Annotated in this window: 22 protein-coding genes; 5 read left to right on the top strand and 17 right to left on the bottom strand. The window is 56.9% G+C overall.

Features of this window, described 5'->3' with window-relative positions:
• Window positions 1-52: 52 nt before the first annotated feature.
• The 11 genes from WA845_RS23920 to WA845_RS23870 all read right to left on the bottom strand — a co-directional run bounded on the left by WA845_RS23920 (window position 53) and on the right by WA845_RS23870 (window position 11,412).
• On the bottom strand, window positions 53-967 hold the full coding sequence (locus tag WA845_RS23920) for an MBL fold metallo-hydrolase (protein ID WP_337322740.1): 915 nt from the start codon (window positions 965-967) through the stop codon (window positions 53-55).
• Between the two features lie 227 nt (window positions 968-1,194).
• Window positions 1,195-1,581 carry a response regulator gene (locus tag WA845_RS23915; protein WP_337322739.1) on the bottom strand — a complete coding sequence of 129 codons (387 nt, stop codon included), beginning with the start codon at window positions 1,579-1,581 and terminating at the stop codon, window positions 1,195-1,197.
• Between the two features lie 104 nt (window positions 1,582-1,685).
• Complete coding sequence (locus WA845_RS23910) at window positions 1,686-4,565, bottom strand: PAS domain-containing protein (protein WP_443111979.1); 2,880 nt, start codon at window positions 4,563-4,565, stop codon at window positions 1,686-1,688.
• Window positions 4,566-4,690: 125 nt separating this feature from the next.
• A complete protein-coding gene (locus tag WA845_RS23905) occupies window positions 4,691-6,181 on the bottom strand; it encodes a mechanosensitive ion channel family protein (protein WP_337322738.1) in 1,491 nt (496 codons plus the stop codon).
• Window positions 6,182-6,243: 62 nt separating this feature from the next.
• Window positions 6,244-6,675 carry a CBS domain-containing protein gene (locus WA845_RS23900; RefSeq protein ID WP_337322737.1) on the bottom strand — a complete coding sequence of 144 codons (432 nt, stop codon included), beginning with the start codon at window positions 6,673-6,675 and terminating at the stop codon, window positions 6,244-6,246.
• Between the two features lie 189 nt (window positions 6,676-6,864).
• Entirely contained in the window at window positions 6,865-7,275 is a 411-nt protein-coding gene (locus WA845_RS23895; RefSeq protein WP_337322736.1) for a cupin domain-containing protein, read from the bottom strand.
• A 73-nt stretch (window positions 7,276-7,348) separates the two neighbouring features.
• Entirely contained in the window at window positions 7,349-8,107 is a 759-nt protein-coding gene (locus WA845_RS23890) for an SDR family oxidoreductase (protein ID WP_337322735.1), read from the bottom strand.
• Window positions 8,108-8,143: 36 nt separating this feature from the next.
• Window positions 8,144-8,887 carry an alpha/beta fold hydrolase gene (locus WA845_RS23885; protein WP_337322734.1) on the bottom strand — a complete coding sequence of 248 codons (744 nt, stop codon included), beginning with the start codon at window positions 8,885-8,887 and terminating at the stop codon, window positions 8,144-8,146.
• 372 nt (window positions 8,888-9,259) lie between these two features.
• A complete protein-coding gene (locus WA845_RS23880; RefSeq protein WP_035211003.1) occupies window positions 9,260-9,922 on the bottom strand; it encodes a response regulator transcription factor in 663 nt (220 codons plus the stop codon).
• Between the two features lie 153 nt (window positions 9,923-10,075).
• Entirely contained in the window at window positions 10,076-10,603 is a 528-nt protein-coding gene (locus WA845_RS23875) for an RrF2 family transcriptional regulator (protein ID WP_337322733.1), read from the bottom strand.
• Window positions 10,604-10,668: 65 nt separating this feature from the next.
• Window positions 10,669-11,412 (bottom strand): sensor histidine kinase, encoded by a 744-nt coding sequence (locus WA845_RS23870; RefSeq protein WP_337322732.1) that lies wholly within the window; start codon window positions 11,410-11,412, stop codon window positions 10,669-10,671.
• A 341-nt stretch (window positions 11,413-11,753) separates the two neighbouring features.
• On the opposite strand from WA845_RS23870, the gene WA845_RS23865 reads away from it, so the two are divergent.
• Window positions 11,754-13,688, top strand: a complete 1,935-nt coding sequence (locus WA845_RS23865) for a mechanosensitive ion channel family protein (protein ID WP_337322731.1) — start codon at window positions 11,754-11,756, stop codon at window positions 13,686-13,688.
• 268 nt (window positions 13,689-13,956) lie between these two features.
• Here WA845_RS23865 and WA845_RS23860 read toward each other — a convergent pair whose 3' ends face one another.
• The gene (locus WA845_RS23860; RefSeq protein ID WP_081859574.1) at window positions 13,957-14,151 is read right to left on the bottom strand and encodes a hypothetical protein; all 195 of its coding nucleotides are present in this window, start codon (window positions 14,149-14,151) and stop codon (window positions 13,957-13,959) included.
• Between the two features lie 102 nt (window positions 14,152-14,253).
• Here WA845_RS23860 and WA845_RS23855 point away from each other — a divergent pair, with 102 nt between their 5' ends.
• Window positions 14,254-14,415, top strand: coding sequence for a hypothetical protein (locus WA845_RS23855; RefSeq protein ID WP_193604437.1), 162 nt, complete (start codon window positions 14,254-14,256; stop codon window positions 14,413-14,415).
• Window positions 14,416-14,570: 155 nt separating this feature from the next.
• On the opposite strand, the gene WA845_RS23850 is transcribed toward WA845_RS23855, so the two are convergent.
• On the bottom strand, window positions 14,571-15,143 hold the full coding sequence (locus WA845_RS23850) for a TetR/AcrR family transcriptional regulator (protein ID WP_337322730.1): 573 nt from the start codon (window positions 15,141-15,143) through the stop codon (window positions 14,571-14,573).
• 73 nt (window positions 15,144-15,216) lie between these two features.
• Here WA845_RS23850 and WA845_RS23845 point away from each other — a divergent pair, with 73 nt between their 5' ends.
• Together WA845_RS23845 and WA845_RS23840 are read left to right on the top strand one after the other, a co-directional pair.
• Window positions 15,217-15,624 carry a hypothetical protein gene (locus WA845_RS23845; protein WP_337322729.1) on the top strand — a complete coding sequence of 136 codons (408 nt, stop codon included), beginning with the start codon at window positions 15,217-15,219 and terminating at the stop codon, window positions 15,622-15,624.
• 365 nt (window positions 15,625-15,989) lie between these two features.
• Entirely contained in the window at window positions 15,990-16,403 is a 414-nt protein-coding gene (locus WA845_RS23840) for a DUF1810 domain-containing protein (RefSeq protein WP_022557517.1), read from the top strand.
• A 747-nt stretch (window positions 16,404-17,150) separates the two neighbouring features.
• Here the strand turns inward: WA845_RS23840 and WA845_RS23835 are convergent.
• The 4 genes from WA845_RS23835 to WA845_RS23820 all read right to left on the bottom strand — a co-directional run bounded on the left by WA845_RS23835 (window position 17,151) and on the right by WA845_RS23820 (window position 20,248).
• Complete coding sequence (locus WA845_RS23835) at window positions 17,151-17,744, bottom strand: CGNR zinc finger domain-containing protein (protein WP_048903045.1); 594 nt, start codon at window positions 17,742-17,744, stop codon at window positions 17,151-17,153.
• Between the two features lie 117 nt (window positions 17,745-17,861).
• Window positions 17,862-18,188 carry a hypothetical protein gene (locus tag WA845_RS23830; RefSeq protein ID WP_022557515.1) on the bottom strand — a complete coding sequence of 109 codons (327 nt, stop codon included), beginning with the start codon at window positions 18,186-18,188 and terminating at the stop codon, window positions 17,862-17,864.
• A gap of 40 nt (window positions 18,189-18,228) precedes the next feature.
• Entirely contained in the window at window positions 18,229-19,146 is a 918-nt protein-coding gene (locus WA845_RS23825; protein ID WP_443111984.1) for an alpha/beta fold hydrolase, read from the bottom strand.
• Between the two features lie 193 nt (window positions 19,147-19,339).
• Window positions 19,340-20,248, bottom strand: a complete 909-nt coding sequence (locus WA845_RS23820; protein ID WP_337322728.1) for an alpha/beta fold hydrolase — start codon at window positions 20,246-20,248, stop codon at window positions 19,340-19,342.
• A gap of 98 nt (window positions 20,249-20,346) precedes the next feature.
• Between WA845_RS23820 and WA845_RS23815 the strand changes: the two genes are divergently transcribed.
• Window positions 20,347-20,952, top strand: coding sequence for a TetR/AcrR family transcriptional regulator (locus WA845_RS23815; RefSeq protein WP_337322727.1), 606 nt, complete (start codon window positions 20,347-20,349; stop codon window positions 20,950-20,952).
• Window positions 20,953-21,452 lie beyond the last annotated feature (500 nt).

Raw genomic sequence — 21,452 nt, 5'->3', positions numbered from 1 at the left:
CGCGACGGCGCCAGGTCGATCGCGTGCGGCCCCCTCATTCCGGTTTGTTTGGTCAGTAATCCCAGAAAACCGGGACCCAGCGGAACGCGTCGCCGTCTGTCGCCACTCGCCCGACCGAAGGAAATGGAAGATGCGTGGCGACCAGCTGCTCGCCACTGTCGGCCAACTCCCTCAGGAGTTTGAGCCGAACGCGCGCAGCCTCCTCCGGATCGTGCTCGAAACCGTTGTACCAGTCGGGATGATCAAAGCCGACGGCGAAAATCGCGTCACCCGCAAAGGTCAACCGGTCACTTCCCGACGAAACACGCACCACACTGTGTCCCGGCGTGTGTCCGCCCGTGCGGTGAACTACGACACCCGGCGCGACCTCATATTCGTCGACGAAAGTCTGGATGAATTCCCGATACTCCGAGGCGAACTTCTTCGCTGTCGCACGGAGCGCGTCAGGGAAACCCTGGGGCATGTTCACGTGCGTGAAATCGGGATTTTCCCAGAAGCTTAGTTCAGCAGCAGCGAGATGGATGCGCAGGTCCGGCCGGAGCCTTTCTTTAACACCTTCGACGAGAAGGCCGCCGACATGATCCATATGCATATGCGTGATAACGACGTCGGTGACGGATCGAAGGTCCACTCCCGCCGCTTCGAGCCGTCTGATCACCTGTCCTGCTCTTGGCAGGTTGAGATCGGGGTCGAGCCCAAGACCTGCATCGATCAGTATTGTTTGCTCACCGCGACGAACAAGGACGACGTTCAGCGACCAGTCGAAAGCGTCTGGTGGCAGAAACATCTCGTCCAGCCATGCGGCGCGCTCGGAAGCGTCGGCATTGTGACCGAGCATCTTCGTCGGAAGCGGAAGAACGCCATCGCTGATGACCAGGACTTCAATATCACCGATTTGAACGGCATAGCGCGACGGAACCAGTTCCTCTGTTCCAACTTTCGCGCGTAAAGCGGTACTTGCGTTCATGCTTGTCTCCTGTTTGGTTCGAATAAGCGGAATTTTGCGGCAGTCAGCGGTTGTGGCCGGAACCCCTGTTTCGGAACAGGAAACGTATGGACACGAGACTGCGCGCCCAGTTTATGCGGCTGTCCGGGGGCGGTCGACTGGACGGTCTATGAGGTCAGGCTAGACTTTTGCATATTGCACCTGCGCGATCCGCGTAGGACACCGCACTTAATTGCAGGCCATGCCATCTATGAACGGATCGAACTGCGGTCCCGTTTCGTAAGAGCTTGCCGGATTGCCTCCAGCAACGCATTTCCGTCGAACGGCTTTCGCAGAACAGGCCTCTCGGGCCCGAATGATTTCCGATAGAGTTTCTCGTGTCGCCCGCTTATCAGGAATACCGGTATATGAGGGTAGTGATCCTCCACACAGGCCTGCAACTCGAAACCGTCCATATCTTGCAGCCCAATGTCGGTTATCAGGACGTCTATGTCTGCCATTCCTTCCGCCATAAGCGCTGCGCCCGACGAAAAGGTTCTTGGGATGAACTCGGCGGATTCGAGCAGTTCCTGAAGGGATTCCAGCACCTGGGGATCATCGTCGACGACTGCAATCACTGCCGCGCCTGGGTTCATTCTCTCCTCCATAGACCGCGGCACTCCCGTATTCGCTATCTTTCGATCTTTTAGCCAACGTCCCTTGCCCGGATAACGTTCGCTTGCACGCCTTACCGCCACGACTAACCGAGGTCGATCTGTGCAGCAGGCAAGCTGAAAATGAAGTTCGCGCCGTGCGGTTCATTTCTTTCAGCCCATAGCTGGCCGCCATGCGCTTCCACAATCGAGCGGGATATTGAAAGGCCCATACCCATTCCATGATCTTTTGTTGTGAAAAAGGGTTCGAAGATTTTGGCCGGAAACTGAACGCCCCGGCCCCGATCGATGACGGAAACCCGTACCTCGTCACCCGTTCCGTATACCTTGACCGTCACAGTTTTCCTCGTCGAGACGGGTGCCATTGCGTCCATCGCGTTGCGGACGAGGTTCATGACGACCTGCTGTATCTGGACGCGGTCAAAGGGCTTGAGCATCAAACCGATCTCGAGATCAAGCTCGATGCGAATACCCCGTCGTGCGGCTTCGAACGAAACAAGATCGCGCATCTCGAACACAATTTCGTCGAGGGAGGTACAGTCTCGCGTGTTTCTGTCCTGCTTAAACAGGGCACGAATACGGCTGACGACGTCGGCGGCCGCGTTAGCGCTGTGAATAATGCGATCAACCGCTTTTTTTGCCCGGTCGATGTTCGGAGGGTTCATCGTCATCCAGCGCTGGCACGCATTTGAGTAATTCATTACGGCCGCAAGTGGCTGGTTGACCTCATGTGCTATGGATGCAGAGAGTTCAGCGAGACTGGCCGCCTGGCTGGCGCGCGCCAGACTGTCCTGCGCCATGCGAAGGTTTTCCTGGGCGCGAACCTCTCCGTCGATATCGAGACAGATGACATTCCACTGCACAATTTCTCCCGTCTCGGTCCGCATCGGAGCGGCGCGGGTTTCGACCCAGCGATACTCACCATCGTGGCGGCGCAACCGATGCCGACGGGCATAGGGCTCGCCTGTCGACAGACATTGGTGATACTGTTGTTTAACCCCTGCCACATCGTCCGGATGCACACCTGCGTCAAGCGTTCCGTCCAGACGGGATTTTCCGCTGCCATCCAGCGCATCCAGATTATATCCCAGGAACTCCCTGAGTTGCTGGCTGCGGTAGAGCGGCTCTCCATCGGGGGCCGCGCAGTCAATCATCGCCGGTAACGTTTCCACCAATTGCCACAAGAAGCGTTCACGCTCGCGCAGCGCCTCCTGGGCCTTCATCTCCTCTTCAATGTCGATCGACGCGATATACCATTGAAGGACGTTCCCCTCTTTGTCCTTCAGCGGCTGTGCGCGAGCTTCGATCCAGCGGTAGGATCCATCCCTGAGAATCCTGCGAAATCGATTTGTGAAGGGCTCGCCCGTTGCAAACCCATGCTTGGCCCTGTCAAACATCACGGGGAAGTCCTCGGGATGGACGACCTCCAGAGCAAGGGCGTCAAAGTCCTTAACGTGAGAAGATGGCGTCCCCGCCTGGTTCAGGTATCTCTGGCTGGCATAGGTCATTTGTCCGGTCGGGGAGAAGCTCAATACGTTGAATGGCACCGCTTCGAGCATTTGCTCCAGCTGCTGTTTGCTTTGATGGAGAGCCGCCTCTGACCGGACCTGATCTTCGATATCCTGCGAAAGCCCATACCACTGGATAATCTCGCCGTCATCGTCGCGTAGGGGTTCGGCTCGCCCCAGGACCCAACGGTAATCGCCGTCGGCCCCGCGCAGACGGTACTTCAGTGAGAACGGTTCGCCCGTTTCGATCGAGTGCTGTAACGCACCCGCAAACGAGTCCTTGTCGTCTTGATGAACCAGAGCGTCGATAAAGGCCGCCAGGCCTTTTTTCTCTGCGGTATCGTAATCACCAACCTGCACGCCAAGGAAATCGACAACTCTTTTGCTGAAGAATACGGGGTCACCTCGCGCACTGAGCCGCCACAGGTAACTCGGCACCAGATCAACCAGCCGTGAAAAATCCCGCTCCCGCCTCCTTAGTGCATCCAGACTTTCCTCGAGTGTACGCGAAGCGCGTTTTTGCTGCATTGAAACGACTGCAACCACGACGGTCGAAAAAGAAGAAACTGCCAGAAACAGCTGCAAGACAAACTGTCGATGCTCTTCTGCAAAATGACTGGCAGAGGCCGGATCGGCTGCCGGCGCCGCAGACAGGGCAGCGAGTGCAACAAGTGCAGCAATGGCCATCGCCGCACCTTGCAACGCAAATCGTAGTGCTGCCCAGAGTAACAACGGCACAATGATGAAGGCGAATGGCAGATAACTCTTCACGAGAAATGCTGTCAGGCCGAACAGGACCAGACCAAGCGCGCCCGCCTCACCAAAACGTCGGGTCGAGATGACGCCGTCCGCCTGCCAGCTCTGGAATACCGCTATCACGAGCGGCGCGGCCGTAAGCACACCTGTCGCATTGCCGAGCCACCGGAACGCCCACGCGGTAGCGAAGGATTGCGGCGGGATGCCAAGCCGGGCAAGGGCGAAACTCCCGGCCGTTGCACTGATAACCGGCGCCAATCCTGCCCCGAGGAAGAGCAGGGCCAGGACGCCTTTCAACGTGTCAAACCGTGGGGCAGGTCCGAGAACGCGCTTGACAACCAGTGCTCCGGCCACCGCCGTCAGCGCATTGCCGACATATATCAGCAGGGCTGCGGAGGACGGGCTGCGAAACCAAACAATGTTCGCTGTCAGTTCAGCGCCCAATCCGGTTGCGATCCACCATGACCACGTGGACCTCTGGGTAAAGAGAAGGGTTACAATAAAGAGGCCTCCCGGCGGCCAGACTGATATTCCCATGCCCTCGACGGTTGCAAGCAGGTGGGCTAACCCACAGCCGGCGAGATAGGAAAGAAAGAAAAATCCAAGATAACGCGCGTCGGGCGGTCGAACCGGAACATATTGCAACCGGTCGCTCAGTCCGCGAAGGCCCGATGCATCAAATATGTGCCTACCGATATTCAAGACCAACGCTCCGTTTCGCCCGAACATCTCCGTCCGAACCCAGGACCGGACGTGCGTTCAACACCTGCCGCCCAATAATAACTGGAAAAATCCGGCGGCGAACCTCATCTGAAGGCTAGGTTTTATCAGTTAGTGAAGATTGTCCGGATCGACCTTAGGAGTGCGTGCGAGGTATGGTCGTTTCTAACATTGGGATTAATTGCATGACGGGCGTTCCCTTCATGCATCGACAGCTTTATCGAAAGCTCCCTGGCAAGTTCGGGCTGGTTCCTGAGCAGGTTTGAGAGAGGTTCGTGACCGATCTCCCAGATTTTCACGGCGGACACCGCCTTCAGAGAACTGTTCCTCCAAAATTGAGACGAAAAATCCGCCCCGCCGTAGATATCACCGGGTGAGAGGCGCCTTTGCTCAAATCCATCCTGCATCACTGCGGCAACGCCGGAGTCGATGACGATGAGAGACGCGACTTGAGAGTCGTCCGGTGCTATTGTGTCGCCCTCCGGGTAGGCCCGCAATGTGGCTGCATCGGCAAGTTGCTCCTTCGAAGCCTCATCCAGGTTTCCAAAAATGCTGTTCTGGCGCAGGATTTCAACCAGCCTTCTTTCGCGAGAATGCGCGGAATCCGGCGTTGTGGACTGCTCCGCGAGAAGAAATGACGATGCCGACGGAGCAAATTGCAGGTTGGCGGCTTTGCAGTGGCGGTGAAGCAAGTCAATAATTTCGTTTCTCGCCCCTATCATATGCATGGGGTCCTTTACCCTTGCATAAAGATCGGCATCGATCGCGTTGGCATCGATCCCTTTGAGAGCAACCACGGGGCCGGGATTCCTGATGATCAGGTTGCAGCCTTCAAGGGCGGTCGTGATAACCTCTTCAATTGCCGACGGTGTCCTCGTTGGCTTCAATCTGATGGTCAGCTGCAGCAAGTGCGTTTCTTCCGGTCGGCTGACATTGGTGAGTCCCAACTTGGCCAATGCGCTGTTGGGTAGGACTACGACGTTGTTGGCTATCGTCAGTATCTGCGTCGAGCGCCACGTGCTGGCGACCACACGCCCCTCCACGCCATCATTGAGGCGTATCCAGTCTCCAAGCGTGAAGGTCCGGCCAAGCGTCAGGGCGATACCGGAGAAGACATCACCCAGCGTGTTTTGGAGGGCCAGGCCCAGCGCTATTGCGATCACGCCCGAGGTTGCAATCAAAGTCCCGACCGGCAGCCGGAAAACGAATGCAAGAGCCGAGAGCGCGACGCACAAGTACACGCCACCGACCACAATGTCCTGAAGGAGGCGCGCTTCTCGCGGTCTGCCTTCGAGGACAAGATAGATACGCACAAAGCCGATTACAGCCCAGGCGAGATGCAACCACCATAACATCTGCCCAAGGATCACGACGAGCGTTCGGTCGTCATCTGCGGGCGCGCCGCTTGACTGGCCAAGCGGCACTTGTCCAAAGACGATGACGGCCGTCATGGCGAGGAAGAAAGCAATCTGGACGATAAGCCGGAGATTGGATCTTACCGGACCGATGAGCTTCCAAACGATCATTCCCGTTATTCCGAGAAAGACCAGCCAGGCAATCGGATCGGTCGCCAGATTGGCAGAGAAATCTTGCATCATGTAGATGTCCTCAGACAGGAACTGACTGTTGCTTTGACTGCTTGTATGCCCATTGAGAGCTGTCAGTAGCCAAACCCCGCGATGTAGTTCTCCATCATGTGTTCCTGCAGTTGCTCCTGTTCGTAGAGCACCTTCAGGGCATCCCGTATATCAAGAACGCCGAGCGGTTTTGCCTGATCTCCAAGAACGGGCATGTTCTGGAGGCGGTTATCGACCATCACCTGCCACGCTGTCTGCAAATCATCCGTCGGGCGACAACCAACGATCTTCGGGCTCATCAACTCCTCCACCGAACCCGGTCCGGAGCGATGGGCGATATGTCGAATAAGATCGGACTTGCTGAGGACGCCTCTTGCCACGCCGTCATCAGAGCAGACGACCGCGAGCCCAACGCCAGGTTTTGAGAGTGTCGCCGCCGCGTGCGCCACCGTATCCGTCACATTGACAATCATCAAACGAGCGGAGACCATGGGGTAAAGCTTTTCGATGCGCATCGCGTTCTCCTGCCATCAGGGGTCATTTGTCGGGACCTGCCCTTTATTGCGGCATACGAACCGGAGTGGCGCTGCGGCGGCGCCACTCCGGTATACTGGCCGTGACCTGATGGATCATGGCCAATGGTGCCCCTCTACAGCTGTTCAGGCAGGCCCCGCCGAACAGCCGTTGACGAAATGCCAGCGGCCTTATTTCTCGTAATTTGTCAGATTGGTTTCTGACGTGTCGACCACGAACACGGCAAGCAGACGCGCGCGCTCGGTTTTACTTGCGTTTTCGCTCACCGCGTGATGATCCCCGGGGTATTCGGAAAAGTTTTCGCCAGCACGGTAGACAGTGACCGGACCGCCGTTGACCTGGCTGGTTATGGCGCCTTCCAGGACGGTCGCGTAAATAAATGCCGAGGCCGGATGCGTGTGTGCAGGAGAGTGGCCGCCCGGTGCATATTCAACCAGGACGCCCCGCAGGCTTTTTCCAGGAACGTTCGGAAGTGGTTGATCGTACACGATCTTCACGTTCTCGCCTTCGGCTTCATGTGCCGCGACGGATGTGACGAGCGACATGGCGCAGGCGGCCACGCAAAAGAGTAATTTCATCATCATAATTCTCCTTGTCGAAGAGGTCCGCCTAGCCAATTCGACGCCAGACAGCACCGGGTTGAGTGAGAGCCGCTTATTTCTGCTGCGCCGAATAGGCCTTCAGCCATTCCTCAAAGCCGATAGCGCCCAGATGTGCGCCTGCGTCAGGAACCAGCGTCCGGTCATCGATGCTGACTTCGAAGTAGCGTGCTTTCGGATCGGGCATGACGGTGCGCGGATCGTTTGTTGCCTTCAGGAACCGACTGATGAACTCGTTCATGGGAGCTCGGTCCGGACCGGCGATTTCAGTCGTTCCATTCAAAGGCTCGCCAACCGCAACTTTCGCCACGGCGTCGGCAACATTATCGGCCGCGATGGGCTGGAATGCTCCCGTCGGTGAGCGGACGATCGAGCCTTCAGTTGCCGATTGCGCGATCGCACCGACAAACTCGAAGAACTGGGTGGCATGGACAATCGTGTAAGGGATGCCGGACTTGCGGATGTGTTCTTCCTGCGTCAACTTTGCGCGAAAGTAGCCCATGGCCTGCATCCTGTCCGTGCCAACGACCGACAGCGCAACATGATGGCGCACTCCGGCGTTCTTTTCGGCCGCGAAGAGATTGCGCCCTGCCGCTTCGAAAAAGTCCATGGCCGCCTTTTCCTCGAATGAAGGAGAGTTCGCCAGATCGATGACGACCTCTGCCCCCGCGAGAGCATCATCCAGCCCCTCGCCTGTAACGGTGTTCACACCGGAATTTGGCGAGGCAGCAAGAACGTCGTGCCCCAGCATTTTCAGCCTTGCGACCGTTTTTGAGCCTATCAACCCGGTACCCCCGATGACGACGATTTTCATGTCACTTCTCCTTGTTTCAGTCGATTGATGCGGTGTTCATTTGGCGGCACGGGCGGCCAGGTCAGCTGCGCTCTCGCGCGCAGCTTCCTCGATGATGGTGGCGACCTCTCTTGGCTTAGAGACGATCAGGGCGTGAGATGCGCCTTTGAGAATGACCGTTTTGCGCGCCTGAGCGCGTTTCGCCATGAAACTCATGACGGCCGGTGGAATGCAGAGATCGCGCGAACCGAAAATTGAGTAGGAAGGCAACACCTTCCAGGATGGTCTTTTCGTCAGTTCTGCAAAGGCGGCTTTCGAAATGGGCCGCTGCGTGAACGCCATCTGACTGGCGGTTTTTTCCGGAACGTCCGCCGCGAATTGCTCGCGGAACATATCTGGCTGAATGTAGAGGTCCTGACCTCCGTTCTGCAGCTCCACCGTGTTCAGCGTTTTCGCTAGCGTACTGCCGGGGAATTTCGAAGACAGGCTGGTGCTCGACTCGCCAGTATCTGGTGCGAAAGCCGCAACATAAACGAGAGCCTTGACGTTGGGACTGTCGTTTGCGGCCTCGGTGATCACCGGACCTCCATAGGAGTGGCCGACAAGCACTACGGGTCCCGGCACCGAGTGGAGATAACTGGCGACTGCCGCACCGTCATTGGCCACGCCTCGCAGGGGATTGGCAACGGCGACAGCCTCGTATCCGTCTCTTCTCAGTTTGTCGATTACCCGGTTCCAGCTCGCCGATTCTGCAAAGGCGCCGTGGACGAGGACGATCGTCGGCTTTTGGGAAGGTGACATAGCTAAGCCGGCAGCGTGAGGTGAGACGCCGACCACGGTCGCAATAACCAGAATTTTGACTGTGCCTCGCACAAGAGTTCTCCGTCAGGCGTTTCCGTTGACATGAGATTGCGCGATTGCCGCCCTCGGGAATATCGAGCCTAGGACGAGGTCACATAGACCAAAGGCGAGGTTTGGTCCGCCGAAAGACTGGAGGTGTAGCAACCGAACAAGGCAACCACCCGCCTATCATGCAGGCGTGTCCGCTTGGCAGGAAATGTTCACGGGTATTGGCTGTGTCGATCCCCGGCCTCGAAGCAGGAGCGAACCGCATGATTGGTTTGAATCTGTCGTCTGCCGCGCCCTTCAATCGGACACGGCCTGCAAACCCAATCAGGACGATAGCGACACCGGTGTGGCATCTCGCAGCGACGCTGGCAACGCATCCCAGACGCGGATCAGTTCTCCGACAGAGATCGTCTGCATCTTCCGCATAACGTTGCTGCGGTGCAGCTTGACCGTCGCCTCGCTGATACCGAGGTCGAAGGCAATTTGCTTGTTGAGGCGACCAAGTGCCACTTCGTGGAGAATCTGCCTCTCGCGCGGCGTTAGCGTTGCGAAACGGGACGCATGTTCATGGGTATACTCGGCACGCTTCCGCTGCTCGACATCCCGCTTTATTCCTTCGATGACGGCATCAAGGAGGGTCTGATCCCGCACCGGTTTGGTCAGGAAGTCGACTGCCCCCGCTTTCATCGCCTGCACTGACATCGGAATGTCACCGTACCCGGTGAGAAAGACAATCGGTTTGGTTCGTCGTTGCTCGCAAAGCTGGTGCTGGAGATCAAGACCGCTGGACCCCGGCATGCGTACATCCAGGACAAGGCAGCCTGGCCTGTCGGGAAGCCTTGCCTCCAGGAGATCGCGCGGTGATGCGAAGCATACCACGTCGAGGCCGACAGATTCGATAAGCTCCTGCAGCGAGTGCCGAACATCGGCATCGTCGTCAACAACAATCACGAGCGGACTGTCGGCAATGAGAGCAGCCGCCTTCATCGCCTTGCCCTCCTGCAAGCGACCGGGGCTGTGTTATTTTTATCAGGAACTGAAAAAGTGCTCATGACCCTTCTCCACAAACTTAATTCGAAACCCCTATCGTAGATGAGGTGCGCCATATGCAATGGCACCCTGCCTCGATCAGGTGCCAGGCTATTCATCCGCAGAACGTCCACGAGATTTGGAGATGGTTCTTGTTTCGATCCATTTTTCGACATCTCCGTAGAATTCCGCAGGGGCCTTGCGGCCAAATTCCCCGGCTATATCAGCCAGTGACTGGCTCGCCAGAGATTCCCGCATTGCTTTCTCGGCATGCAACATTACCGCGTGGACCGCACAGACGCCTTTTGTTGCCCAACGCGGGGGCTTTCCGTCAAAAGCTGCGCAGCGACCACGAATTTCCTGGCAGTCGAAGAGAGGTTTCCTGCCCTCGATGGCGTCCACCACTTCGAGTACGCTGATATTTTCCGGCTGCTTGGCCAGGCGATATCCCCCTTTGGCTCCTTCCCATGCGACGACCAGGCCAGCCCGCTCAAGTTTCGGAAATATCTTCGCCAGAAAACTTGGAGAAATGCCCTGCAGATCGGCAAGATCCCGGCTGCTGAGAGGCTTGTCCGGAGACCCCATCAACCACAACAGACAATGCAATCCGTATTCCACGCCGACCGTTATATGTGCCATAACGCGGACTATAATAGTCCGCGTTATCTTTGGCAAGTGCCAGTTATGGATGGGGTGGTCTCGGTTCAGGAGATGCCGTAGGCCGGGAGGACGATAGTGACCCGCGTGCCGACGGTGGGCTCACTTTCCACCTTTATGTGGCCGCCGGCCGACTGAACGAAGTTTTTTGCGGCGGAAAGTCCGTAACCACCAACGCCTGACGATCTTGTCGTGAACAAGGGTATGAACGCGTTTTCGAGAGTTTCGCGCGTCATGCCGTGACCGTCATCGGCGACCACGATTTCAACAGCCGGTGCGCCGTCAGGTACCAGTACCCGCGCAGCCAGCAAAATCGTACCACCGTCCGGCATCGCTTCGCGGGCGTTGACGATCAGATTCAGAAGGACTGCTTTGAATCCGATGGCGTTACAAACCAGGCGAGGCAAGTTCGGCTCTGCCTGAACTTCGACGTGTGTTTCCGGCTCCCAGATGGCCAGAGAGTCTTTCACATCGAGGAGACAAGATTCAACATTGACGGTTTCAACGGACGTATGGCCATTGCTCTTGGCCCGAAGGGATTGGCGAACGAGTCCGCCAGCACAGTCCAGCGACATTCGGGCGCTGCGAATGACATCTAAAGCCCGGACGTCGGCAGAGACGAGGGGATTGCGTGACAGGACATTTATGGCAGACGTCGCGACCTGGATGAGATTACCGAGGTCGTGAACGACTGTTGCCAAGGGTTCTTGAATAGGGGGCATGTCGGGCTTTAAACTGACGCAAAACGGTGCATGCGACTTTCCAGACAGACTGTGTTCAGCATGTAGCATATTATCCTCCAGATCAGCTGATGTGGCGCAGTTCATAGGAAGCAATTGCGAACCTAGAGAAGTGCACGCTTAAGATCGACCTCCCACTGGACCCAAACAACCTATCCGGAAGTTGAGACTTGCTATCGCTTTGGTGGCTGTGGGGCGCAAAAAACTGGCGCTCGCCCCGGGGTATGAAACTAGCCCTACCGGCTGCAAAGGCTAGCGCGTTGGTGAGGTCACCTCAATTTTTCGGTAACAGATATCAACGCTCGTCCAGATGTGCGCTGACGTGAAAGCCATGCATCATTTCCCAACCGAACAATTGGCGCCTGTCACCTGTGCAGGCGCATGGGTTTGTTATGAGATGGCTGTCATTATTCCTTTGTGTGCTTGCCTCGATCTTCGCGGTGTTGGCCGTTTCGGGGGTCAGCAACAGCGGCGACGAATCGCGAAATTCGCAGCAGCGACTGCCGACATTGGAGAAAGTGCCGGCAACCATTGGGCGCGCGTCCGATCCGGCAACTGACGGGACGACAGCAGCCGGGGTCCTGGATTGGGAACAACACACGCGCGCCAGAATTCATGAGGTTCTATCCGCCGCTGCGCGGATTCCGGATGAGACACAACGGGCAATGCAGGCGCTTTTGGATGATCTGAACGACAATGGTTATCTGCCGGTTTCTTCCGCTTTCGTCCTTATGGTTGTCGCCGGCACCACTGCGGAGCGATTTATCCGGCGAAATCGCCTGCATCACTGGGACGGCCCGGAACAATATCTTCCATCGCTGGTCTTTGCGGCGGTCGTCGCACCACTTTATTTCCTCGTCGATTTGCCACTGTCGGTACGCCTTGTTGCAGGCTGCTACTTGCTCTTGTTTGTGGCCTGGCGATTTGTCTCGGCTTTGGCGAAGAAGATCGCACCTTTATCTTTTCGCCGAAATTTAAGGTTGGTAATGGGTCTGTCGCTGTTTACCGCCAGCGTGACGATGTTGGGCGATGTTCTCGATTTCGATCCCGACACCGCTCTGGCAATCGAGATCCTGGCGTCCTGCATGATATTGACCGTCATCATCGGTACGACATGGGTTTCGGTCGGTCGAGATGCCAGGATGAAGACGGCGATATCGCTCTATGCTGCCTTCGTCTGGATTCTCTGGTGCCTGAATGCCCGGGCGCTGTTCTGGTTGGGCATCTATCCTGCCATCCTGCCGCCGGTTCTTCGCGCAGTTTCTCAAATCGTCCGGGAGCTTGCTTCCAAAACGCTTCAAATCCCTCAAACTAGTAATCGAACCATCCTTCTGGTGCGCGGTGCGAGGGCGTCGGTATTTTTATTGGCTCTCGCTTGGATAGCATTTGTCTGGGAAACTGACCTCACCTTCCCCGGTCACGGCATCCCGTTGGTCCATGACGCTCTCGCTGGCGTGTTACGGAGCGCACTTGTCCTTCTGGTCGCGGACATCATCTGGCATCTCTCGAAAGCCGCCATAGAGCGACTGCTTACCCGCCAAAACCCTTCTTCGGCTGCGCCAGAGACTGATTGGGAAGGAGAGCATTTCACGCGGCTGCAGACGTTGCTTCCGATCCTCCAAAATGTGCTTGCGGTCGCCATTCTTGTTGTTGCAAGCTTGACAATCCTTGGTCAGATCGGGGTCGACATAGGTCCGCTGATAACAGGAGCGGGCATCGTTGGAGTGGCAATCGGCTTTGGCTCACAAGCGTTGGTACGGGATATCATAAGCGGCTTTTTCTATCTGTTCGACGATGCTTTCCGGGTCGGAGAGTATATTCAGGCAAAGGACTACCGCGGAACCGTCGAAGGTTTCAGCCTTCGCTCGGTAAAGTTAAGACATCACAGGGGTCCAATTTTCACTGTCCCTTTCGGCGAACTGGGTGCAGTGGAAAACATGAGCCGTGACTGGTCCAAAACAAAGATACTCGTGACTGTCCCGTATGACACGGATCTCGAGAAAGTTCGCAAGATTGGCAAGGCGATAGGCCAGACTTTGCTTACGGACCCTGAACTGGGTCGCTTCTTCATTGAGCCGCTAAAGCTGAAGGGTGTCGAAGATTTTGCAGAGTACGGAATTGTGGTCAGTTTCGCGATGATCACCGTGCCCACCAGCCAGCAGAGCTTTATTCGACGTACCGCATATGCATCTCTTCGAAAATCATTTCAGGAGAACGGCGTCACCTTCGCTCAGCCTACCGTCAACATTGCCGGTAAAGACCCAGCTGATCTGGCCGCCGCAAACTTACAGCGTCAGCGATCAGCCCCAAACCGGGTCAACAAGTGACGGCATCTCAAGCGATTGCCACCGAAGGGATTTGATCTTTCGGCGCCGGATCCCGTCAACAGAGCTCTGAAGCCTTTCAACTTGCTTCTACCGATCACTCACCGTTCAAACGGCATTGCCGGCGGAGAGAAACAGTCGCCCTTGAGATATTCGACAGCCCGTCCCTGTTGCCGGGTTCCGTCGCTCTCGGCGGCAAAGAGTATTTGGAGACGCCATTCCAGATAAATGGATCGGAAATGAGCGCTCGCTTCAGCCGGCCTGGCGCAACCTACTGTCCATCCATCGGGCCGTCGCTGTCGCTGCCTTGCTCACGGTCGCCAGGCTGGCCGATCGGCACGGGGGGCGCACCTTCGTCATTGTTGGTGATGATATCCTCGTCCTTGGCTCTCGGCCGCCATGTTGAGCCGCGTGTGGCTTTCGGGTCGTGGGGCCGGCCTACGGTGTTCGGGTTCAAATCTCTCATGATGGTCTCCTTTCCCAAGGCGAACCCTCGAGGCGCGCGGATGTTCCGCTGCTCGGAACTCGAATCGAGGCGGTTGCATTTGGGCATCAGAAGGAGGGCGCTATGCCAGACTATGAAGTAAAGCCGTACACCGTCGAGGAACTTCAACAGGAATACTCGGTCAGCCTGCCTCAGGCGGTGGAGGTGCTGGATCGTTTCGGCGGAGACCGGCGGACGATCAAAAAGCTTATGAAACGGTGTCCCGTTCGCGGTGATGAGCACTAGGAATATGAAAAGGATCTTCCCAAGGAAGCGTTGCTCCTACGCGGCACACGCCCCGTAGTCTCTTGCTCGTGCGGTCATCCAAAAGCGCCCGTTGCACGGCTGGCATCTCTCAATCAATACCAGGCTTCTGCAAGATAGGGACTGCGAAGCGTCCGTCATCCGCTGGCGCTGTCGTTCCGTCTAAGTGACATTCCGTAGATGGTGACATGAACGTCAACGAGACGTTTCATGTGATCGATGTCCGTCGCCGCATAGCGAAGGCCACGAAGGCCATAGGTGAGCGCCGCCGCAAAGTCAGCCCGTGAAACAGGGAGCTGCCAGTTCGGGACGTACTCTTCCAAAATCCGAACCAGAAACTGTTGAAACCGCTCGTAGACCTCCCGAACCGCCGGAAACCGGAAATCAAAAAGGTCTGCGGCGTCAGGATGGGCTGAAGCCAGCTCCACGCCGTGGAGGCCCCAAACGGTACAGGCATGCAACAATTTCCCATCAACAGACTCAATCCGGTCGACGGCCTGCTGGATCTTTGCGAGGGATCTCGCGTCCATCATCTCAATGACGCGGCTGAAAATCGCCTCTTTGTCCGGGAACAGGATATAAAGCGCGGGGCGGGAGATACCTGCGGCTCTTGCTATGTCGCCCATCGTTGTGCGCGCGAAGCCGTAGCGCACAAAAACATCCTCGGCCGCGATAGCAACCTTCTCTTCCCGGTCTGAAAATTTTTCCATTCCCTATTCTTGACATAATAACAAAAACTGTCAATGTCTGACATATGAACGAATTTTGTCAGAAAGTCACATCATGGATCTTTATACCCTCTCGCCCCAAATCCTGTCAGACGCGGCTGAACGGCTCGGCGGCAACCCCGTCGTGATGATAAATCTTCTCCGTTTCCGCGAAAGTCCTCACTATCAGGGCGGGTTCGTGGATATGAAAGAGACGTCACGGGCAGCATATTACCAAGGCTATGCTGGCGTGTTCCAGGAGATCGCATCAAAACTCGGGATTATTTCCGAACGACTTTACGTCGGATCCAGAGCCATGACGTTAGTCTCGACCGAGGACGAACAGTGGGACGACATCGTGATGATACGCTACGACAGCTTTTCGGACCTGCTTTCAATCATCAGGCATCCGGACTACCTTTTGCGTGCCGAGCCCCACCGCCAGGCCGCAGTCGCGAACTGGCGGTTCATTGCAAGCCAATGAACACCGCAACTCGGTGGCCGCGAGCATTCTGCCGACGTTCCCATAGCCAATTTGCCATGATCGGCCGGTGAAAGCGCCAGGCCTGATTGTTGTTATGCACCGCGATGGTCGCTCAGCCGGGCGCCCGTCGAGCGCATCCTCATTCGCGTGATGGCCTAGATCAGGTTATGTTCAGCAAGCGACAGCGCGCGGACTACTTCGTTCGCATGCCGGGTTCGACGTGGACGCGACGCAAGTTGCGACATGTCTAAAGGGATTTCGGGAACAGCAGGCCGGCGCCGACGTTGTCAGGATTAACCCGCGAGATCGCGCTGTGGAGCGCTTAAGACCGGTTTTGCTGGACCCGGCATCGGAGAAAGCTGACGATGAAATTCAATCTCGAGCGCTTTGTGACGGCGCAGCAAAACATTTACGAGGTGGCCCTCAGCGAATTGCAGGCGGGACTGAAGCGCTCACACTGGATGTGGTTTATCTTTCCGCAACTGCGTGGCCTTGGCCGTTCGGAAACTGCGCGCTTTTACGCGATCTCGGGTCGTGCGGAAGCGGAGGCGTATTTGACGCATCCTATGCTTGGACCACGCCTCGTCGAGTGTACGACCGCCATGCTGCAGCACACCGATTTGAGCGCGCATGACATTCTCGGATCCCCGGATGATCTCAAATTTCGATCCAGCATGACGCTGTTCGGAGCTGTTGCTGAACGGGATTTACCTTTCCAAGCCGCACTGGACATGTTTTACGCAGGAGTCCGTGATGAGAGCACGCTTCGGCTGCTGTAGTAGAAATAACGCTCGCCGACGCTGCCGGCATATTGGATGTAGCACGAGCATGCGAAGGTCGTCATGACCAGTCGGGCAGACTTTGACCACCGTTAAGGTTTATTGTTTCGGGCCCGTGCTACCGATGTCCGATCGCTTATTCCACGTTGGGCATGCAGTCACGCGCATTCGGCAGCGGGCTCCCCTTGTGGCATCGTTCGAGAATGCGTTTGGCTTTATAAAGAGCAAACGGTGCCGGTAGCGCACTCGTTCTTTGCGCATCGATCATCTTCTCTAGCTGCAGGATAGCCCGCTCCAACGGGTTAGCTGTAGTTCGTATGGGTCGAGGGAAATATCGAGCATGACCCGAGTTGATTGACATCATGTCACCTCATCGGTTGTTGTTATGGCCGGATACATTATGACAAAGACGACATATGCGCGGCGTGGAATTCGACAATACGCCTTGTGGTAAATGAAAGTTTGCAGTCGTTCCGATTTGAAGCTCTGTCTGATTTCGCTGTCAATTCCCGAGGGTAAATGCCGCAGAAGAGATGGAGGGGCACTTGTTCTCCGCTCGGCAGGAAGTGGCCGTGATGGTTTTCTCAGACCTCAGGAATGAGTTCAGCCACATGCTCCATCCACTTCGACGTCCGCCTGCGGCGCCCAGTCAATGCTGTATCCCGACACCTAAGTGATCATTGGTTTTCATCCCGCTTTGATCACGGGCCCGGAATCCCGCTGCTGCTCTTTCCCGCCGTTTTTGAGTCAGCGCCGGGCTCTGTGGGCGATCTTTTTGGCGCGATTGCCGCAGGTGCCCATGTCGCACCAGCGCCTTGAAGCGTTCTTTGTCCGGTCGATAAACAGCCAGTGACAATCGTCGGGTGGGCATTGCTTCAGCCGGGAGATTTCGTCGCCCCGAAGCAGGTCGAGCGCGGACCACGCGATGGTGCCGGTCACGCGATAGATGCCCTCAAAATGCCATGTGTACGGCGTCCCGGAAAGCGAAGCCTGGCGCAGAGCCAGCGCAGCAACGTCGCGTATGACGTCCAGATCCAGCCGAGACGGATCGAGATCGTTAGCTATCGCCGATCCCGCGGCACCGATTGCCTTGCGAAGCGCGAGCACCTGCTGGAGCAGTATCTCTTGCTCCTGCGGCGATACGACGAAGTCGCCGCCGACCAGGCCGACTTGCTTCGACCATGCCACAACGTCATCGAAGCTTGCCAAATGGTCGACTTCCCGGCTCGTGTTGCGCCAACTGATGGTGTTGGCGAGATCAAGAGCGAGATTGCCGGAGACGCGGTGGGGCAGTGACATCATCGCTTTCTTTTCCTGGTCAGCGCGATTGCGCCGGAACACGCGCCGTTCCCGATGCAAAGAGGTGGGACCATCTGGAGACCGGCCGGCCTTGCTGCGGCCGGGAGATCCCGATTTTCTTGTGGAGCTCCATCACCCTAGACAGGGCTTGCTCGCGGCTCAACGAAGGCTCGGATCATTCACCAGAATGCGATGCAGCTCGATGCGCGCGGGCAGTTCGATCAGGAACTCGGCGTCGCGATCGAGATGATGAACCTTGACAGGATCGCCCTTTGTAAAGGCGGTCATCGTCTCGATGTCCGGCCAATAGGAGATAGTCGTGAACCACGTTTCCTCGTCCCGATCCTCCCGAAAAAGCTGGACGCCGAGGGCAATTTCCTCAAGCGGAGGAATGCCCTCGGCTCGCAAATAGGGCTCGTAGCTGTCCGCGACCTCGCGGCGCGTACGGCCGCGCCAGATGCGTGCAATCGTGGGCTTCGTAACCATGCATGTCTCCTCTCGTTGCGGGCTACGTTCAAAGGCGCGATCATCGGAACGTCCGGGCCAGGAAATCGCGGACGAGCGGCAACGCCTGTTCGAGATGGGTTTCCAGCAGCCAATGCCCGGCCTCGCCGAGAATGTGCAACTCCGCGTCCGGGAGATCGCGCCGGTAAGCTTGCGCCGACGCCTCGGGCATATAGCCGTCCTGCGGGCCCCACACCACCAGGGTCGGAGGGCGGTGCTCACGCAGATAGCCTTGATAGCGAGGGAACCAGTCGAGGTTTTCCTCCAGCTTTTCCATCAGGCGGACTGCCACCATTTTGCGTGTCGGCGTATCCATAAGCGGCCAATGGAGCTTCCAAAGGTCGGGCGGGACGAGGCTTGCCACTTCTTCAGAGACTTCACCGACGAACTCCTCGCGAAATCCGTCTTCACTTACGGCCTCCGCGAGAGGGCGGTGCTTCTCGGGCGACTTGTCGGCCCACCACGCTTTGATCGTCTCGTATTTAGGGCCGAGCACGTCTTCATAGATGTCACCGTTCTGGATGATCAGCGCGGCAATCCGCTCCGGGTGGGCTATGGCATGCCGCAGACCAATCTGCGATCCATAGTCGTGGAGCCAGAGCGCGTAGCGCTCCAGTCGGAGCGCCTCAGCGACGTTGTTGAGCACCTCGGCGTAAGCGTCGAAGTCATATCCGAACTGGGCGGGATCGGGGGTGTCGCTGTAGCCAAAACCCGGCCAATCGAAAGCTACCGTGCGCCACTGATCGGCGAGCGCCGGCATCAGCCTGCGGTACTGATAGGACGAACACGGGTATCCGTGGGGCAGGAGCAGAACGGGCGCCTCAATCGGCCCCGCTTCCCGGAAGAACAGGGAGTGCGTTCCAATGGTCATCCGCCGGTGGGTTATATTGCATCTGTTCACGCGTTCGCTCCTGACAGCTTCTCCATCTCCCGGAACCATCATAACTCGTTTAGCCGGTTCCGGTTCCGTCGTCGTGACGCACCGGTGTTCGGCCCAGCGCGACGGGGCGGACCTATCAAGACCACGGCTCCCCACGCACGCTTCTCCAGATTAGACGACCATTCAGTCTCGATTTCAGAATGGGAGCATGAAAGACGCAGCAGAATGGGAGCCGGTGGAGCCAGTTTCTGACTTACTTGCCGTCCGCCACAGAAGCCGCAAACCTGGCCAAATCCTTATTGAACCGCGACGCTTCTTCAAGAAATGGCGCATGACCCGAGTTGTCGTAAATCTCTGACTTGATCGAGCCGTTGAACGACTTCGCGCGTTCTATACTCGGCTGCGGCCGTACCAGATTATCCTTGCCCCCATAGATCAACAGAACCGGCTTTTTTGCCTTCGCCAGTCCTTCTTTTGCCTGGACTGTCATCGAGGGGACTGTTCGCGTCATCAGCCATGATGCCACCGCTGCATTGGACAGCAGCCGTTCAAACGTCGCGTTTTCTGGCTGCGTTGCAAAGCAGAGGGCCAGGAAGGTCCGCACCATGTCGAGATGCGTCCGCAGGTCCTCTGAGGCCAGTCCTGCATAGACCTCCGGATGCGGCGTGATGAGATCGGGTTTGAGTTCGATGACACCGTCGACGTAAAGGAGGCCACCAATCCCGGCGTCGCCATGGTTGGCAAGATAGTTCGACAGCACCACACCCCCAAGAGACCAGCCCACGAGCACCGGGTTCGTCGCTCCGCTTCCCCGAAGGACTGCATCGAGATCGTCTGCCCAGCGGTCGCCATCCTTGTAGGCGTCAGCGTCATCCGGCTTTGCCGACAGTCCATGTCCTCTCAGATCAAAGGTGATCAGCCTAAACTTCTGCAGGTCTGGATCGGCCGTCTGGCTGTCCCAATTGATGCGGCTGCCAAGCAGACCGTGAACGAATACAATTGGCTGACCTTGGGGATTTCCGGTTTCTTCGACGGCGATTGTAACGCCATCGGAGGATGTGACGGTATATTGCTTTTCGGCAGCCCCAGTGGCCGATGCCCCCGTAAACAAGATCACCGCAGCAAGCATTCCCGTTGCGGCTCGGATGAAACGTCCTGACATAAAATCTCCAGTGGTGTTGGGCGAGAATTGGCTATTTTTAGTGATCGATACAAACTAACCACTTGATTTTCTCTGTCAACCGGTCTTTAGTGATCACTATGAATAAACAGATCAAACGCCGGCGCGGCGGACCGAGGACCTTCAATCGTGACGAGGCGATCGACATCGCCATGCATCTGTTTTGGCGGCATGGCTACGAAGGTGTGTCGCTCAACGATCTGACGACCGCGATTGGAATCGCACCACCAAGCCTCTATGCCGCGTTTGGGAGCAAAGCAGGGCTTTATCGGGAGGCCGTTGATCACTATTCGGGAATTCCCGGGGCTTTGTTCAACCTTGAAGGCGCATTAACATTGGAGGACACCGTGTCGGCGATCCTGCGCCAAGGGGCCGACGCCGTGACGGACCCTGCCGGTGAACGAGGATGCATGGTGTCCAGCGGCATGCTGCAATGCGCCGAAGAACATGCCGCGCTTGCGCGAGTTTTGTCCGAGGGCCGAGATATGATGAGAGAAACAATTGCCCAGGCGCTTGGTCGTTGGCTCAACTCAGATCGCGCGCGCTCCCTCGCCCGCTTTTTGGTCGTCGTGCTTCAGGGCATGTCCGTCCAGGCCCGGGACGGCGCGACGCGCGAGGAACTGGAAGACGTCGTGCAGGACGCACTGCTCGTGTCTCTCACGGCGCGCAAGACCGGAACGAAATAACAATAAAATTTCTGATTGTTCGACACTGTTTCAAGAATAGCAGGCCCTGCGTCAAGACAATTGCACCCGACGATGATGAGCCTGTGAACAAGTGGATTGCCGGAGCACTCTCCTAACCGCGCAAGTCATTTTAACAACAAAACCAACGCTCGAGTGGACAGAGACTCACCGCTTTCTATAACTCATAATTTCGCGAAAAATGAGCTATTGCATGCCGGTCTATCGCTCAGCGCCATATCTGTAACTCCGCGACAGTTAGCGGTGCGTCACGAGGTTGATCGCATAGCAAGAGGTGGCTCTCGTACAAAACCGGGGCTCAGTCCGCCGGCCTCCCCCTTGGGTCCATCACGCGACAAACGAACAATGTCGAAGAAGCGCTGATCATTTTCCAGGAGGCTTGGTGGGCGGCAACTGGATTTTTAACTGGACATCCGGAAGATGAAATCTCTTCGATCCTCTGAGCTCCGCGATTTTTTCAAGCCCGCGCAATGCACGCTGTC

The organism is Agrobacterium sp. CMT1 (assembly GCF_037203725.1).
Taxonomy (GTDB): Bacteria; Pseudomonadota; Alphaproteobacteria; order Rhizobiales; family Rhizobiaceae; genus Agrobacterium; species Agrobacterium pusense.
Note: the sequence above shows the minus strand (reverse complement) of the source record. Positions and strands in the feature narration are given on the sequence as shown.

What these genes read in the sequence shown, in the direction of transcription:
- WA845_RS23840 (WP_022557517.1), top strand. Translation starts at nt 15,990, where the DNA reads ATGAAATTCAATCTCGAGCGCTTTGTGACGGCGCAGCAAAACATTTAC.
- WA845_RS23825 (WP_443111984.1), bottom strand. Translation starts at nt 19,146, where the DNA reads ATGGTTCCGGGAGATGGAGAAGCTGTCAGGAGCGAACGCGTGAACAGA.
- WA845_RS23890 (WP_337322735.1), bottom strand. Translation starts at nt 8,107, where the DNA reads ATGAAAATCGTCGTCATCGGGGGTACCGGGTTGATAGGCTCAAAAACG.
- WA845_RS23865 (WP_337322731.1), top strand. Translation starts at nt 11,754, where the DNA reads ATGAGATGGCTGTCATTATTCCTTTGTGTGCTTGCCTCGATCTTCGCG.
- WA845_RS23875 (WP_337322733.1), bottom strand. Translation starts at nt 10,603, where the DNA reads ATGGCACATATAACGGTCGGCGTGGAATACGGATTGCATTGTCTGTTG.
- WA845_RS23855 (WP_193604437.1), top strand. Translation starts at nt 14,254, where the DNA reads ATGCCAGACTATGAAGTAAAGCCGTACACCGTCGAGGAACTTCAACAG.
- WA845_RS23830 (WP_022557515.1), bottom strand. Translation starts at nt 18,188, where the DNA reads ATGGTTACGAAGCCCACGATTGCACGCATCTGGCGCGGCCGTACGCGC.
- WA845_RS23915 (WP_337322739.1), bottom strand. Translation starts at nt 1,581, where the DNA reads ATGAACCCAGGCGCGGCAGTGATTGCAGTCGTCGACGATGATCCCCAG.
- WA845_RS23815 (WP_337322727.1), top strand. Translation starts at nt 20,347, where the DNA reads ATGAATAAACAGATCAAACGCCGGCGCGGCGGACCGAGGACCTTCAAT.
- WA845_RS23860 (WP_081859574.1), bottom strand. Translation starts at nt 14,151, where the DNA reads ATGAGAGATTTGAACCCGAACACCGTAGGCCGGCCCCACGACCCGAAA.
- WA845_RS23920 (WP_337322740.1), bottom strand. Translation starts at nt 967, where the DNA reads ATGAACGCAAGTACCGCTTTACGCGCGAAAGTTGGAACAGAGGAACTG.
- WA845_RS23885 (WP_337322734.1), bottom strand. Translation starts at nt 8,887, where the DNA reads ATGTCACCTTCCCAAAAGCCGACGATCGTCCTCGTCCACGGCGCCTTT.
- WA845_RS23820 (WP_337322728.1), bottom strand. Translation starts at nt 20,248, where the DNA reads ATGTCAGGACGTTTCATCCGAGCCGCAACGGGAATGCTTGCTGCGGTG.
- WA845_RS23880 (WP_035211003.1), bottom strand. Translation starts at nt 9,922, where the DNA reads ATGAAGGCGGCTGCTCTCATTGCCGACAGTCCGCTCGTGATTGTTGTT.
- WA845_RS23895 (WP_337322736.1), bottom strand. Translation starts at nt 7,275, where the DNA reads ATGATGAAATTACTCTTTTGCGTGGCCGCCTGCGCCATGTCGCTCGTC.
- WA845_RS23845 (WP_337322729.1), top strand. Translation starts at nt 15,217, where the DNA reads ATGGATCTTTATACCCTCTCGCCCCAAATCCTGTCAGACGCGGCTGAA.
- WA845_RS23850 (WP_337322730.1), bottom strand. Translation starts at nt 15,143, where the DNA reads ATGGAAAAATTTTCAGACCGGGAAGAGAAGGTTGCTATCGCGGCCGAG.
- WA845_RS23870 (WP_337322732.1), bottom strand. Translation starts at nt 11,412, where the DNA reads ATGCTACATGCTGAACACAGTCTGTCTGGAAAGTCGCATGCACCGTTT.
- WA845_RS23900 (WP_337322737.1), bottom strand. Translation starts at nt 6,675, where the DNA reads ATGCGCATCGAAAAGCTTTACCCCATGGTCTCCGCTCGTTTGATGATT.
- WA845_RS23905 (WP_337322738.1), bottom strand. Translation starts at nt 6,181, where the DNA reads ATGATGCAAGATTTCTCTGCCAATCTGGCGACCGATCCGATTGCCTGG.